Source organism: Methanohalophilus mahii DSM 5219, assembly GCF_000025865.1.
Taxonomy (GTDB): domain Archaea; phylum Halobacteriota; class Methanosarcinia; order Methanosarcinales; family Methanosarcinaceae; genus Methanohalophilus; species Methanohalophilus mahii.
Map to the genome: position 1 here is coordinate 1 of NC_014002.1, position 14,170 is coordinate 14,170.

13 protein-coding genes are annotated in these 14,170 nt (G+C 44.6%); 8 read left to right on the top strand and 5 right to left on the bottom strand.

Going from position 1 to position 14,170, the window contains the following annotated elements:
- The first annotated feature begins 166 nt into the window (after positions 1-166).
- The gene (locus MMAH_RS00005) at positions 167-1,402 is read left to right on the top strand and encodes an ORC1-type DNA replication protein (protein ID WP_013036482.1); all 1,236 of its coding nucleotides are present in this window, start codon (positions 167-169) and stop codon (positions 1,400-1,402) included.
- A gap of 54 nt (positions 1,403-1,456) precedes the next feature.
- Here the strand turns inward: MMAH_RS00005 and MMAH_RS00010 are convergent, their stop codons facing one another.
- Positions 1,457-2,011, bottom strand: coding sequence for a signal peptidase I (locus MMAH_RS00010; RefSeq protein WP_013036483.1), 555 nt, complete (start codon positions 2,009-2,011; stop codon positions 1,457-1,459).
- A 139-nt stretch (positions 2,012-2,150) separates the two neighbouring features.
- Between MMAH_RS00010 and MMAH_RS00015 the strand changes: the two genes are divergently transcribed.
- The 5 genes from MMAH_RS00015 to MMAH_RS00035 all read left to right on the top strand — a co-directional run bounded on the left by MMAH_RS00015 (position 2,151) and on the right by MMAH_RS00035 (position 7,925).
- On the top strand, positions 2,151-3,611 hold the full coding sequence (locus MMAH_RS00015) for a DNA-directed DNA polymerase II small subunit (protein ID WP_013036484.1): 1,461 nt from the start codon (positions 2,151-2,153) through the stop codon (positions 3,609-3,611).
- Between the two features lie 39 nt (positions 3,612-3,650).
- Positions 3,651-4,583, top strand: coding sequence for a 4-demethylwyosine synthase TYW1 (gene twy1 / locus MMAH_RS00020; protein ID WP_013036485.1), 933 nt, complete (start codon positions 3,651-3,653; stop codon positions 4,581-4,583).
- 106 nt (positions 4,584-4,689) lie between these two features.
- Positions 4,690-5,937 carry a peptide chain release factor aRF-1 gene (gene prf1 / locus MMAH_RS00025; RefSeq protein ID WP_013036486.1) on the top strand — a complete coding sequence of 416 codons (1,248 nt, stop codon included), beginning with the start codon at positions 4,690-4,692 and terminating at the stop codon, positions 5,935-5,937.
- A gap of 9 nt (positions 5,938-5,946) precedes the next feature.
- Complete coding sequence (gene argS / locus MMAH_RS00030; RefSeq protein ID WP_013036487.1) at positions 5,947-7,650, top strand: arginine--tRNA ligase; 1,704 nt, start codon at positions 5,947-5,949, stop codon at positions 7,648-7,650.
- Positions 7,651-7,655: 5 nt separating this feature from the next.
- Positions 7,656-7,925 carry a DUF1294 domain-containing protein gene (locus MMAH_RS00035; protein ID WP_013036488.1) on the top strand — a complete coding sequence of 90 codons (270 nt, stop codon included), beginning with the start codon at positions 7,656-7,658 and terminating at the stop codon, positions 7,923-7,925.
- Positions 7,926-7,928: 3 nt separating this feature from the next.
- Here the strand turns inward: MMAH_RS00035 and mtaA are convergent, their stop codons facing one another.
- Positions 7,929-8,957: a methylcobamide:CoM methyltransferase MtaA gene (mtaA, locus tag MMAH_RS00040; RefSeq protein ID WP_013036489.1), complete on the bottom strand. Its 1,029-nt coding sequence runs from the start codon at positions 8,955-8,957 to the stop codon at positions 7,929-7,931.
- A gap of 68 nt (positions 8,958-9,025) precedes the next feature.
- Between mtaA and MMAH_RS00045 the strand changes: the two genes are divergently transcribed.
- The gene (locus tag MMAH_RS00045; RefSeq protein ID WP_013036490.1) at positions 9,026-10,048 is read left to right on the top strand and encodes a methionine synthase; all 1,023 of its coding nucleotides are present in this window, start codon (positions 9,026-9,028) and stop codon (positions 10,046-10,048) included.
- Here the strand turns inward: MMAH_RS00045 and MMAH_RS00050 are convergent.
- Positions 10,038-11,039, bottom strand: a complete 1,002-nt coding sequence (locus MMAH_RS00050) for a stage II sporulation protein M (RefSeq protein WP_013036491.1) — start codon at positions 11,037-11,039, stop codon at positions 10,038-10,040. The two genes, MMAH_RS00045 and MMAH_RS00050, sit on opposite strands and share 11 nt — an antisense overlap.
- Positions 11,040-11,174: 135 nt before the next feature.
- Between MMAH_RS00050 and MMAH_RS00055 the strand changes: the two genes are divergently transcribed.
- Positions 11,175-11,912, top strand: a complete 738-nt coding sequence (locus tag MMAH_RS00055; RefSeq protein ID WP_013036492.1) for an RAD55 family ATPase — start codon at positions 11,175-11,177, stop codon at positions 11,910-11,912.
- Here the strand turns inward: MMAH_RS00055 and MMAH_RS00060 are convergent, their stop codons facing one another.
- Together MMAH_RS00060 and MMAH_RS00065 are read right to left on the bottom strand one after the other, a co-directional pair.
- On the bottom strand, positions 11,913-12,953 hold the full coding sequence (locus tag MMAH_RS00060) for an EF-Tu/IF-2/RF-3 family GTPase (protein WP_013036493.1): 1,041 nt from the start codon (positions 12,951-12,953) through the stop codon (positions 11,913-11,915).
- Positions 12,954-13,000: 47 nt separating this feature from the next.
- The gene (locus MMAH_RS00065; RefSeq protein WP_013036494.1) at positions 13,001-14,167 is read right to left on the bottom strand and encodes an RNA ligase; all 1,167 of its coding nucleotides are present in this window, start codon (positions 14,165-14,167) and stop codon (positions 13,001-13,003) included.
- Between the last annotated feature and the right edge of the window lie 3 nt (positions 14,168-14,170).

The window sequence follows — 14,170 nt, forward strand, 5'->3', positions numbered from 1 at the left end:
ATAACTGTTAAGAATAGATACCTATATTTCCATTAGAGTACTAATAGAGGAAAATTACGTCCTTTTGCATATATCAAATATTGCTAAGAGGAGGTACCCGCTTTGGTTTCAATCTACTAAAAAACGATTAGACGGTATTTATATATTACAAATAGAAGGTGTTTGGATGGATAATAGTTCACTTGATGGGTTATTTGAAGAGTTATTGGAGACAGAATCCCTTTTTAAGAATAAGGAAGTGTTGAGACCTGCGTATACACCGGAAAATCTTCCTCACCGAAGTGATCAGATAAATAATATTGCTACGGTACTGGTATCAGCTTTGAGGGGTCATACACCTTCTAATGTTCTCATTTATGGAAAAACAGGTACAGGTAAAACTGCAGTTGCCAGATATGTGGGTATTGAACTTGAAAGGAAAAGTGATCATCTCAATGTACAATGTAATGTCCTTTACATAAACTGTGAAGTAATAGATACACAGTACAGGTTACTGGCCAATCTTGCAAAACAGTTCGGTGAAGATGTTCCTATGACAGGGTGGCCTACAGATCAGGTTTTTTTCCGATTTAAAGAGGCAGTGGATTCCAGGAAACAGGTTATTATTATAATTCTTGATGAAATTGATAAACTGATTAAGAAAGGGGATGATGTCCTCTACAATCTTTCCCGGATGAATACGGATCTTCAAAATGCCCGTGTAAGCATGATAGGTATTTCCAATGACCTGAAGTTCACTGAATTTCTGGATCCACGTGTGAAAAGTTCTCTGGGTGAGGAGGAAATTATCTTTCCACCCTATGATGCCGAACAGATAAGCGATATTCTCAGGCAGCGTGCGGCTATTGCCTATAAGGAAAACAGCATGGATGATATGGTAATTCCTCTATGTTCTGCTTTTGCGGCACAGGAACACGGCGATGCACGGCGTGCTCTTGATCTGATGAGGGTTGCCGGGGAAATAGCCGAACGGGAAAAGAAGAATATTATCGAGGAAGAACACGTCAGGCAGGCCCAGGAAAAAATCGAAGTGGATCGTATAGTGGAGGTTATCCGTACTCTTCCTACCCAGTCCAAGCTCGCTCTCTATAGTGTAATGCTGCTACGTAATAATGGCCACCGTAATGTGACAACGGGTGAAGTGTATAACGTTTATAGGCAGTTATGCCGCAATGTTGATACCGATATCCTGACCCAGAGAAGGGTAACCGATCTCATATCAGAACTTGATATGCTGGGTATCCTCAATGCTATAGTTGTGAGTAAGGGTAGGTATGGGCGTACCAAGGAAATAGTCCTGAGTGTACCTGTTGAAAGCACCAAGAAAGTATTGCTTGAGGATTATCGTCTCAATATGCTGGCTGATTTCAAACCGGTACTAACAGCCCAGATGCATCTTTAAGGCGGAATTATTAAATTGAGCAGGTTAAACCTGTCCTTCTTTTTTAGAGATATATCAGGACAACAGTAATCGTATATGTCCAATATAAGGAACCTTATAACGGGCAACACCGATGATCCATTCTTCTTTTACAGGAGCAAGATAACTGATCTGGCCCTGCTGGTCATAGTAGCTATTTGTTTTCTTATTGTCCCCTTTGGTTATGTAACCTTCATGCGGAGCATCAGGTCCCCCTTCCCACATTTGTTCGCCTTCTTCAACAAAATACATGGCCCTGTGGATTACCGGGGTCACTCCTTTCTGCCCGTAGGGTCGGTATAAGATAACATCTCCCTTTTTTTCAAATGAGATATAGTCTTCAGGTGCATCCCGAAGTGTTTCTATCCGTGTCCTGTCAAGATCTTCGATAAAGATTATGTCTCCCCTGTACATATGGGGTTCCATACTTCCCGACTCCACCGCAACCATTGGGGTCCACATTCCAAAGAATAGCTGGGACAGGATGCCAATAACTGCAAGAATAGCCAGTACTGATAAAGCGTCACGTGCGATTCCCACCCAAAAATTATCGCTATTCTTAAAAGTATGAATTATTTCCCCTATTTCCATGAATATTTCTCCGAATTGGCAAACCAAATTTGTCTGTATCGAGTTTAAACTTATTGGTTTATTTGATAAAATAATGTTTACCAAAGTATTGTTATACAGGTAAATTCTTGTAACTACATTACCAATATAGAGGTCTGTAATGCAAGAAATGTCTTTTCTTTCTGATTTGCTTGAAGCAGGCTACCAGGTGAGTCCTCAGGCAGCCGAGCTTATAACTTCTCACAACAATCCCCGGGCCCTTATCAATCACATACTGGGAAGTGTGGATGATTCGGTATTCGTGATAGACGTTGATGATATTGATTTTACGGGATTTGAAGAAGTAAAGGATGTAGAGGTTCCATGCAAACAGGAACCTGTTGCAAATACAACTTCTGCAAATCCCATCTCCGTGCTTTGCGATATAACAGATTGTTCCACCTGTGTCGGGGAATATATGGAATTTGTACAGTATTTCCGCAACCGTTACAGTCGGCTGAGTGAGATGATCAGGGGCAGGGTCAATGCCAGACCCATGGAAAGCCTGAAAGGAAACAGACGTGTACCCGGGGATGAGATTTCCATAATCGGTATGGTATCAGAGATTAAAAATACGTCCAATGGTCATCGTCTGGTGCGTTTTGAAGACCCTACGGGTTCTTTCCAGGTACTTTTCAGTATGAATGATAAGGATATCTATGAACAATCGAACAAGCTTGTCCTTGATGATGTGGTAGGGGTCAGTGGTAATCTCACCAATGACGGCAAACTCCTGATAGCCAAAAAACTTGTATTTCCAGACCTGCCAAATATGGGTTTATCCAAAAACGGTAGTCAGGGCAAGGCTCTTTTCATTTCAGATGTGCATATAGGAAGTAATACCTTCCTGCAAGGTCAATGGGACGATTTCATGACCTTTGTCAAGAGGGAATCTGACAATCCCGAGCTTAACAAACTAGCACAGCAATTACGCTATATTGTGGTTGCCGGTGATATTGTAGATGGGGTAGGTATTTATCCAGGACAGGAAGAGGAGCTTACCATACCGGATATTTATGACCAGTATGAGGAAGTTGCCCACTATTTCAACCAGATACCTTCTGATATCACAGTAGTTATTGGTCCTGGCAACCACGATGCTGTACGCCAGGCCGAACCCCAGCCCACATTCCCGGAACGTATCAGGAAAATGTTTGATCCCAGGATAAAATTCGTGGGCAATCCTGCTCTTGTGGATCTGGATGGTGTGCTTGTGTTGATGTACCACGGCCGCTCTATAGATGATTTTGTGTCAAGCATACAGGGAATCTCCTACAGTGAACCTGAAAAAGCAATGCTGGAAATGGTAAAGCGTCGCCATCTCTCCCCGACCTACGGCAGCAGGGTTTCTATAGCTCCGGAGAAGACTGACCATTTTGTGATCGATCATATACCCGATATACTGCATTGTGGCCATGTCCATACTGTAGGGGTGAAGCAGTACAGGGGTACACTGCTTATCAATTCAGGAACCTGGCAGGACCAGACCGAATTCCAGAAACGGGTAAATGTGGTACCTGAACCAGCTAGGGTCCCGGTGGTTGATCTTGCCACCTTTCAGCCGACCATGCTGCAGTTTTGAACGTGTATTTTATATAATGCCAGTCAAGAGTTAGTCCGGATGGCTTCAGATTTATTACCTGATATTGGTACATTAATTAAAAAGCAGGGATACAGGCTTGCAGGATCTCATTCAGCTGTCAAAACATGTCTGTGGATGAGACGGGCTGTGCGTGAGGAAGGAGAATGTTATAAAGCCCGTTTTTATGGGATTTCATCCCACAGATGCCTGCAGATGACCCCAACACTGTGCTGTAACCAGCGTTGCCTGCACTGCTGGAGGCCGGTTGAGCTTGATGTTCCAACCCCTCAGAAATGGGATTCTCCAGTGGAAATAATGGGGTCTTCAATAGAATGTCAACGCAACCTGATTTCCGGGTTTGGAGGTTCGGCCTCAAGAGAATTGTGGCAACAGGCCAATGAGCCTGCACATGTGGCTATCTCTTTATCCGGTGAACCTACCCTTTATCCTTATCTGGATGAACTGATAGAAGAATTCCGAAGCAGAGGAGTAAGTACTTTTGTGGTAACCAACGGTACTGTCCCTGAAACGATTAAACGCATAAAACCTTCCCAGCTCTACATGAGCCTGGATGCTCCTGAAAGGCAGACCTATATGGAAGTTTGTTCCCCAAAGGATCCCTGTTTATGGGATAACATAAATGAATCCCTCAGTATCCTTAAAAATAAAGAATGCAGGACTGCTATCCGTATTACTCTAATCAAGGGTGTGAATATGTTTGATGTGAAAGGTTATGCGGATCTTATCAGAAAGGCACAGCCTGATATTATTGAAGTCAAAGCCTATATGCACCTGGGTTTTTCCAGGAACCGGCTTGAAAGGGATGCCATGCCAGGGCACGAAGAAGTCCTTGATTTTGCAAATCAGCTTGGCTGTGAATTGGGTTATGAAGTTGGCGACCAGGTTGAAATAAGTCGCGTTGTCATGCTTTTTCGTGATGGAAAATTTGTCGCTTCTAAACTCCCCGTTTGACGCACTGTCATAACTTATATTTATAATAATGGCTTATATTGTAAGCCTAGAGCATAGCGAATATCCCGACATTTTGATTAATTTTTGATTATGGAGTATCCTTACAATGGCCGAACAATCTGCTCATGAAAAATATGAATTCAAGAAAAAACTTGAATCCCTCCGAAACAAAAAGGGAAGGGGTACTGAACTCATATCCCTTTACATACCACCTGACAAACAGCTGTCCGATGTGACCTCACAGCTTAAGACTGAACACAGTCAGGCTTCCAACATTAAATCCAAGGTCACAAGGACCAATGTGCAGTCTGCAATAGATTCCCTGCTTTCCCGTCTTAAATATCTTAAGATCCCGGAAAACGGTATCGTTTATTTTACCGGAGCTGTGGATATAGGTGCGGACAAAACGAATATGGAAACCACAACCATAATTCCCCCCCAGCCGCTCACGATTTATAAGTATCACTGTGACTCTGCCTTTTTCCTCGAACCGCTGGAAGGGATGCTCAAGGATGCCAAGACCTACGGTTTGCTTGTGCTTGACAGAAGGGAAGCTACAATTGGTTTACTTACAGGCAAACATATAGAACCCTATCGTAACCTTACCTCAACAGTTCCCGGTAAACAGAGGAAAGGTGGTCAGAGTGCTCAGCGTTTCCAGCAGCTTAGGCTTATAGCGATACACGATTTCTACAAACGTATAGGAGATGCGGCCAGTGAAATTTTCCTGACGGTTGACATGAAGGATTTTGAGGGAATATTGCTGGGTGGCCCTTCCCCGACCAAGGAAGAATTCCAATCAGGAGAATTCCTGCATCATGAGCTGCAAAGGAAAATACTGGGACTCTTTGATGTGGCCTACACCGATGAATCAGGATTGCAGGAACTTGTCAATGCTGCAAGTGAGCGTCTGCAGGACCTGGACCTGATGGTTGAAAAGAATCTTATGCAAAAGTTTTTCAAGGAACTGGTATCTGATTCCGGAAAGGCTGCCTATGGTGAGGAAGTTGTGCGTCAGAACCTGATGATAGGGGCCGTGGAGATACTGCTGATATCCGAGGACTTAAGGTCTGAAAGAATAAAGGTCAGGTGTACCGACGGGGATTATGAAGACAACATAACCCGGGAAAATCAACCGGATCAGAAAAGTGTAGATGACTTTGGTAACTGCCCTAAATGTGGGTCTCCCCTGGAAGTTGTCGAAAGGGTAGATATCGTGGATGAACTCTCGGATCTGAGTGACCAGATGGGAAGTGAGGTGGCTTTCATATCAACTGATTTTGAGGAAGGTGGCCAGCTTCTCAATGCTTTTGGCGGCATTGTTGCTATTTTGCGGTATAATACAGGTATGTAAGGTGATCATTTGTATCTTGAATTTGTTAACCAGGTAGTATCGGTACTGGAAAATGCCGTACAAAGAGCGGGATTTGAACCAGTGGAGATAGCCCCCGAACCTTCCCAACACGCAGACCTCTCTACAAGGGTCGCTTTCAAGCTGGCCGCAGTTGCCAGGAAAAGTCCGGTGGAAGTAGCAAACCAGATCGTGGAAAATATCCAGCTTCGGGAAAACTGTCTGATCGAAAGTATCGGGACTACCGGGCCCTACATCAATATCAAGGCCAACAGGACCTATATTGACCGTACCTTTGAGACTGTCAGGAGCAAAAAGGAAGATTTTGGCGGAAATTTTTATTCAGGAAAAATATTGCTGGAACACACTTCGGCCAATCCCAATGGTCCCCTACATGTGGGTCACATACGCAATTCCATAATAGGAGACACCCTGACCAGGATTCTGAGAAAAGCCGGATACGATGTGGATGCCCAGTATTACGTGAATGATATGGGCAGACAGATTGCCATAGTTTCCTGGGCCCTGGAACATTTCGAAATGGACCCTGATCTCAAATCGGATCATGCTATTGCCAATGTATATATCAAGGCCAATGCCCGGCTTGAAGAGGACTCCCAGAAGGTTGAATACATCGATAATTTGATGCAGCGGGTGGAATCCGGGGATGAGGAGGTCATAAAACGCTTTGATGATGCCGTGGACCTTGCTGTAAAAGGAATTCGCAGTACCTTACTTCGTATGAATGTCCATCATGATTCTTTTGTTAATGAATCAGGTTTTGTCCGTTCGGGAGCTGTGTCGGATATCGTGGATAAAATCCGAAAAACCGGCCGTGTCGATGTGGATGATGGAGCTCTTGTGGTGGATCTTTCCGATTATGGATTTGAAAAGACCCTGGTTGTGCAACGCAGGGATGGTACTTCCCTTTATACTACAAGGGATCTTGCCTATCATGAATGGAAAACCATGCAGGCAGATCGGATTATTGATATTCTGGGAGCGGATCACAAATTGATCTCCGGCCAGCTCAAAGCCACTCTCAACGCTGTGGGCTTAAAGGAGCCTGAAATTGTAATCTTTGAATTTGTATCCCTGCCCGAGGGTTCCATGAGTACCCGAAGAGGTCAGTTCATAACCGCTGATGAATTGCTGGACAAGGTTCAAGCAAGAGCCTTTGAGGAAGTTGAAAAACGCCGCCCTGAAATGTCACCTGAATTTATGGAAAAAGTGGCCGGTATGGTCGGTATCGGTGCTGTAAGGTATGATATAATCAAGGTTTCTCCGGAAAAATCCACGGTCTTTGACTGGAAAGCAGCCCTTGATTTTGAAAAACAGGGTGGGCCCTTTATACAGTATTCTCATGCCAGGGCAAGCAGTATTCTCAAAAAGGCTGGTGAGGAAGGAATATGGGATCCTGCATCAAAACCCAATCCTTCAGTACTGACCGATGAATCCGAGATTACCCTGATAAAACAAATTGCTCTGTTTGATAAGGTATTGAAACAGGCTGCAGACGATCTCAAACCTCACATAATCGCTATCTATGGGAGGGAATTGGCGGACGCCTTCAACCAGTTCTACAGGTTCTCCCCGGTGCTGGGTGCCGAAACTGAAGAACTCAGGAATGCCAGATTGGGTCTTGTGGACTGTGCCCGGATAGTGCTGGCCAATGTGCTGGAGACCTTGGGTATGGGTGCTCCAGAATCAATGTGAAACCCATGTTTTCCCTCGAACAACTGGTACTGGCCTATATCGGTCTTGCCAGTCTTTTTTCTTTTGTTATAATGGGGATTGATAAGAAAAAAGCTGTAAAGGGAGCCTACCGCATATCAGAGAAATTCCTTTTCATCTGCGCTTTTGCAGGTGGCAGCGTGGGTATCCTGGCAGGTATGTACATCTTCAGGCATAAGATTCGCCGCTGGAAGTTCAAGCTGGGTATTCCTTTGATTCTTGTTCTTGAAATGTATCTGTATGTGAAATTTATTTGATATTCAAGACCATTCTGCAAACTCATTCAGATATTTATCCCTTGCCTGTTCCATCGCCCTGATGTTCACAACCGGGGTCTCAGGTGCAAGACCACTTCCGGGAGCCAGTATATCAACTCCCTCCTCCAGGCATTTGAAAGCTTCCTCCTCAACCTCTTCTGGTGTGCTGTAAAGCAGGGTATTTGTCGTTGATATGTTCCCTATAAGAATGGTTCTTGAGCCGATCTGGGATTTTGCTTCAGCTACACTGACACTTTCCTCAATACTGATTCCCTCAAAACCACAGTTTGCCAGTGAGGATAGGATGGATGTCGTATTACCACACATATGCATAACAACCGGTCCTTCAATGGAATGGGTAAGATGCTGGTATGATGGTTTGATAAGGGTCTCGAATAACAGACAATCCAGCGTTTCCGGTCCGGCAACCGTATCATCCAGGCAGATTACATCGGCACCGGCTTCAAAAAGTAATTTTGCATACCCTTCACAGATGCAGGTTGCTTCCCTGATATACATCTTGAAGGTTTCAGGCTTGAAAAGGGCCCATTTCAGGTAATCCTGTGCCCCTATAAGATGGTAGACCAGTGTAGCCGGTCCTTCCATTCCTGCAATCAGCGGTACATCCGGTGCAAAGTTTCTCAACCTGCGTGTGGTCTCCAGTACCACCGGTACCCTTGCCCTGTCATAAACGTCTGCAGGAATATCGGGGTTTTCCACTTTTTCGGCAAAGGGATGGGATATCACTTCGGGTGGTCTGTTTATGGTTCCCAGGTCAATTTCACATCCGGCCGCTTCGGCAAGGACTGTCAGGCAAAAGGGGTAGCTTATTGCTTCAAGTCCCCCGACAGTATGTGCTGCCAGCGAGAGTTCTGCCATCTGAAATGCGCTGGAATGTGCCTGTGGCCAGAACGCCCCGGTAGTTTCCATCAGACCGTTTGTGGCTGTCTGGGTTACCGATAGTACAGGTATTAGCCCCTCCTCTTTTCCGGCTAGAACATTGAGTAAGTTTTCTCTGAGTCCAGATTGCATTTTTCTTCCCATTCTCCTATATTGAATATTGCGCAATTGTTATTAATGAAGCTTGCTCATTGGAAGGCATGACAGAACTGATTTTCGATGATATCGGCAGTTTCCCTCTTCAGGGAGGAATAAGTGCAGAGTGGTTAAGAGAAGCAATACCCGCACACGAACCTGCGGCTTTTGATGTCATCAGATCCACATTCCGGCAAAAACTGGATGCCGGTGTGGACGTTGCAACCTATCCTCAGTTTCAGGATATGAATAAGCAATTCCTTTCAATTCTCAATGATCCTGAATGCATAGAGGGTCCCTTTGACGTAAAGACAAGTTGTGCGAAGATTGTTGAACTTGAAGCAATCGAAAAAGCTGCAGAAGAGTATCAAACGGAAACCGGTATAAAACCCAATGTCCGTGTTTGTGTGACAGGGCCACTTGAATTATATTTGCAGGAATTCGGTGGAACTTCCTATGATGATATACTGGAACTTTTTGGACAAAGCATTGACAAATTTGTGACCAATGCAATCGATAACGCCTCCAATTTCAATGTGCATACCGTATCCATTGATGAGCCCAGTATTGGTATCAACCCTCAGGTTATGTTTGATGATGATGAAATTATAAATGCACTGGAAAAAGCCTCTGCAACCGCTTCCCGCAAGGGAGTAGACGTAGAGATCCATCTGCACTCCCCGCTGTACTACGAACTCCCCTGTCGTACATCAGGTATCAATGTAATTGGTGTGGAATCAGCAGCCAACCCCACCTATCTGGAACTTATTGATAAAAATGTGCTCGAGGAAACGGATTCTTTCCTCAGGGCCGGTGTGGCACGAACTGATATTTTCAATCTTGTAGCCATTCTCAATGAAAAATATTCAACCAATGCCTGGCAGAAGCCTGAAATGCTTCAGGAACTGGTAACTGATATGGAAACTCCCTCTACCATACTCAAGCGTCTGGAACATGCTTATGGAATATTCGGGGACCGGGTCAAATATGTCGGGCCTGATTGTGGTCTGGGTTCCTGGCCGACCCCGGAAATAGCTTCCACCCTGCTTGGTAATGTAGCAGAGGCTCTTGATACTTTCAGGAATTGAGTAATGAGGATACAAAAGGTTCCACTATTGAAAGGGCCCATGTAATTATGCTGGGTGTAATCTCCGTCTCTATGAAAGCGGTTATCAGCAGCAATAGTACAAAGAATAAGTAAATCTTCCAGAATAAGGGAGAAAACAGGATTGTACCTGTATTCCTTTCTTCTGTTGCTATATCGGCCTGCAGGTCTGCTATATTATCGGAGACGAAAAGATTTTTGTCCCTTACAAGCCGGCAGTTGGAGTCTGCAATTGCATACCCTATAGAAGTACTTAAAAGGATTACTGGAATTTCGATTATCCCATGGGGTAGGATTGCGGATATGAAAAAAGTAATATTATAGATAATTCCACCCACAATTCCATTGATTCCGGCCAGATGGTAACCCGTAAAAGCCCCGTTGAATAAGTGGAAAGCAAAAAGCATTCCCAGAATGGCCCCGTTGGCTGCTGCTACGAGCAGGGGAACTGAAAATGGGACTATTGCGGTAAGTAGCTGGAAATGATACCTGCTGTAGCCTGTATAGTTCCATACTAAATTTTCTGCTTTTTGGGTATTAATGGACTTGAATCCAAAAAAACGCTCAGCAGGCCACTCAAGTACCCTGTAGATCGGATAGAGTGCTTTTTCCATTGCAATGGAGATTTTTGCATAATTGTGATGATGCCTGCGGGATGTGATATCCTTCAACAGGAAGCGGTTGAAATAGACAAAAAGCGCAGTACCTGCCGAAGCGGTAAGGGCAGCCAGGCTGTTAAAAAGGAAGATGGACCAGGCAATTCCCACATATCCTGCACCCCGCTGGACTTTTGAAGTTGCGGCAGAGGTGGTCCTCTCAATAGTCTCATTTATAATTACAGGTTCTGCCAGGGCCGTCATGATTGCATAAGTTGCCAGTGCCAGTAAGGCTGTCAATGTGGCTGAATAGGTAAATATTTTCAGACACCACAGAAAAGCAGACCATTTTATCAGGAAATTTGGTTTGGATGACATGTTCCGACCATTTTGGACGATGTTAACTATAACTTTAATATACCTATGAAGTATAATATTAATTTAGGTTAATATAACATAATGTGTGCATTGAAGACCTAGAAGCTTTATTGCATATATTATTTGAGGGTAGTGATGAAGGCAGAGACTGGAATTGAAGGACTTGATGAACTGATAGGAGGAGGTTTGCCACAGGGGCGGGTCTATCTATTGAATGGCTCCCCGGGAAGTGGTAAAACTACCTTTGGTATGCAGTACCTGATACATGGGGTGTCTTTCGGGGATGCTGGTCTCTATGTCACATTGATGCAGAATTCCGAACATATTATAGCCGACATTTCTACTTACTCCCTCAACCTGTCGGCCCTGATGAAAATGAAAAAAATATTCTTTGCAGATCTGGGTCCGGAGATGGAATATGGGTACATGGATGAATTAAAGGAAGTCATAAATCCAGAATCCAACATGAATCCCTATCCTGTGGAAGGAGAACCTCCCTCTGCTTCAACTGTTTTCAAGGAAATAGCTGCGCATGTAGCGGTCAATGATATCAAAAGGGTTGTAGTGGATCCTCTCTCATCCATACGTTTTTCCAACCAGGACAAATGTCTGGAAAAAATGGAAATGGCACGGTTTTTACGCAATCTACAGGCACTGGGTTGCACAACTCTTCTTATAGATGATCAACCCATTCCTGTAAGTGTATCTTCCGAGCATTTCGCTGCCGATGGTGTGATATTGTTCCATAACCCGGCTTCAGATGATGAAGATCGCTCTCTCCAGATCATAAAAATGAGAGGTGTGCCTCATCCCGTATCCAGACAGGCTTTCCGGTTTGGGGAAAAAGGCATTGAAGTACTCGGCAGAAGATAATTACTCTTTAACAAAGCCGTAACCTGTAAACCGCTGTTTTGCATCCAGGTTCGTGATTATGAACCTGTCCTGCTGCCTGTAGGCTATTTCGTGGGAGCCATTCAAATGAAGTGTGCATTGCTGACTGGCATTTACCTGCTCGGCTTCCTTTCCATCAATCTCGATCTTCTCAATACGCATGGGCGATGACTGCAGGCCTGTGAAGATATGAGGTACATCGGATAGCTTGAGAGGAGAAGCAAAGGAGGAAAGGGTACATTCCAGTACTAGGGATTCAGCAACCTCTTCCTTTTCAGAAATAATGAAACCCCTTTCAATATCCTTTGACTGGACACCCTTAAGGGCAAGGCCGACCCTGGCACCCGCAGGAGCACTTTTTACATCTTCGTCATGCATCTGGATAGACCTTACTTCCAGGGGTTTGTCTGCAGGATAGGCTGTCAGTTTTTCTTTTGCATTCACCGTACCCTGTTTCACAATTCCCAGTACCACACAGCCAATTCCCGTGACATTGAAGGATTGGTCAACGATTATGCGAACGGGTTTATCGTTGAGTTCTTCATATTCAGAATTGACCTGCTCGTCAAGTTCAAAGATCTTTTCCTTGATCTCATCCAGCCCTTCGAAGGACTCGGTGGACAGGTTTACAAATTCCCAGTTTGCCAGGGTAGTCGGGGACAGGATTTTCTGTAAGTTTTTCTGCAGCTCTTCCTGGGCGTAAGGGTATGAGGTATCAGCTTTGGTGAGCACCACAATCCCGTGTTTGTACTGCATCAGGTCCAGGGCCATGATACATTCCCCGGCAAAGGCATCAGGGCCTTCCGGTGGAATGCAGAGCAGGGCTATGTCGGAAAGTTGCAGGGCAGTGACAAGGGGTTTGACGGATTTGGGGTAACCGTTGGCATCGATTGTTGTCATCACCACATCGTTCTTGGCATAATCATACATGGTGATATCTGCAGCTGTGCTTTTTTTACCCAGTTTTGCTGCCAGGGAAGTCCTGCCGCTTCCCTCACTTCCGATAATTGCTATTTTAGTCATTGTTACACCTATGCACTAACAGGTGTTTGGTGCATAAATGTGTTACTTCACCACAGGTTGCCTTCCCACATTGATTCGGTCTTGTCGGTGGTACTCTGGTTGAGTTTTTGTAGGTTTACCATAAGTTCTCCTCCTGAATATCCAACCCGGTCAAAAATAGCATCTATGCCAAGTCGTCGGAAATATTCCTCAAATTCCTGCAGGGTTTGTGGATTCTGGAAACGCAATGTAACCTCATCATAGAGTTTTTCACCGTTGCCAACCCTTCGAACAGAATCGGCCATAGGAGAGAGGATGCTTTTGCCAAGCCTTAAGCACCGTTTCTCCATTGTGTCTTCATCCTCATCCCATTCCACGGTCTGGAAACCTTCCCTGACTACCCTGGAATACAGATAATCCCGCCCCACTTCATTATAGAACTTGAAAGCATGTTCAAGGTCGGCGCAATTACTCTCTGAACATGTATATTTGATAGGTGACAGATCCATATCCAAATCCTTGATGACCACCCCTTCATGTCCCATATCCCCCAGTTTTTTTATGATGGACATGATCTTTTCAGCAGCCTCTTTCCTTGCAAACTCTCCCAGGAAAGGAACCTGCTTAAAACCAAAGGATGCGGCCAGTTTTCTTCTTTGTATGACCGGCAGGGGCTGTCCAGTCTTTTTGTGGCGTATATCGAAGACGAAAAAATCCAGTGTCTGTGTATCGTAGACCTTTTTGGAGACATAAGGATTCTCGGGGCCTGCCATTTCCCCGTGCACTACAAGATCAGGATATTGTCTGAAAAAGGAGGGGTCTAAAAGATAATTGACTTTTTCTGTGGAATAGGGACAGACATGCCCACTGCGTGTAAAAGCGATAAGTTTCCCTGCGTTTTCAATTACACGGACATTATAGCCGTTCATCTTTTCTTCGACTATGAGTTTATCAATTTCTGAAAAATGGTTATTTATGGAAGGCTCAAGCAGCATTGCGCGCTGTATTTTCGGGAAACCCAGGATTAAATCCAGTTCTCCATCGCGTTTTTGCAGGAGGACACTTCCTCTTTCTATACCCGAGACGGAGGTTTCAAACCTGAACAAATTCTTGTACTTTCCCCAGTTTCTTGACAGGAGTCTTTTTTCAAGTAGTCTTTCCAGTCTGGAGACTGACAGCCCTAAAAAGCGGGCTGTCTTTTCCATATCAAGTTCTGGTTTCTCCGAACCTTTCATTCT

What these genes read in the sequence shown, in the direction of transcription:
- twy1 (WP_013036485.1), top strand. Translation starts at nt 3,651, where the DNA reads ATGGCTTCAGATTTATTACCTGATATTGGTACATTAATTAAAAAGCAG.
- MMAH_RS00005 (WP_013036482.1), top strand. Translation starts at nt 167, where the DNA reads ATGGATAATAGTTCACTTGATGGGTTATTTGAAGAGTTATTGGAGACA.
- MMAH_RS00035 (WP_013036488.1), top strand. Translation starts at nt 7,656, where the DNA reads ATGTTTTCCCTCGAACAACTGGTACTGGCCTATATCGGTCTTGCCAGT.
- MMAH_RS00045 (WP_013036490.1), top strand. Translation starts at nt 9,026, where the DNA reads ATGACAGAACTGATTTTCGATGATATCGGCAGTTTCCCTCTTCAGGGA.
- MMAH_RS00050 (WP_013036491.1), bottom strand. Translation starts at nt 11,039, where the DNA reads ATGTCATCCAAACCAAATTTCCTGATAAAATGGTCTGCTTTTCTGTGG.
- mtaA (WP_013036489.1), bottom strand. Translation starts at nt 8,957, where the DNA reads ATGCAATCTGGACTCAGAGAAAACTTACTCAATGTTCTAGCCGGAAAA.
- MMAH_RS00055 (WP_013036492.1), top strand. Translation starts at nt 11,175, where the DNA reads ATGAAGGCAGAGACTGGAATTGAAGGACTTGATGAACTGATAGGAGGA.
- MMAH_RS00060 (WP_013036493.1), bottom strand. Translation starts at nt 12,953, where the DNA reads ATGACTAAAATAGCAATTATCGGAAGTGAGGGAAGCGGCAGGACTTCC.
- MMAH_RS00015 (WP_013036484.1), top strand. Translation starts at nt 2,151, where the DNA reads ATGCAAGAAATGTCTTTTCTTTCTGATTTGCTTGAAGCAGGCTACCAG.
- MMAH_RS00010 (WP_013036483.1), bottom strand. Translation starts at nt 2,011, where the DNA reads ATGGAAATAGGGGAAATAATTCATACTTTTAAGAATAGCGATAATTTT.
- MMAH_RS00065 (WP_013036494.1), bottom strand. Translation starts at nt 14,167, where the DNA reads ATGAAAGGTTCGGAGAAACCAGAACTTGATATGGAAAAGACAGCCCGC.
- prf1 (WP_013036486.1), top strand. Translation starts at nt 4,690, where the DNA reads ATGGCCGAACAATCTGCTCATGAAAAATATGAATTCAAGAAAAAACTT.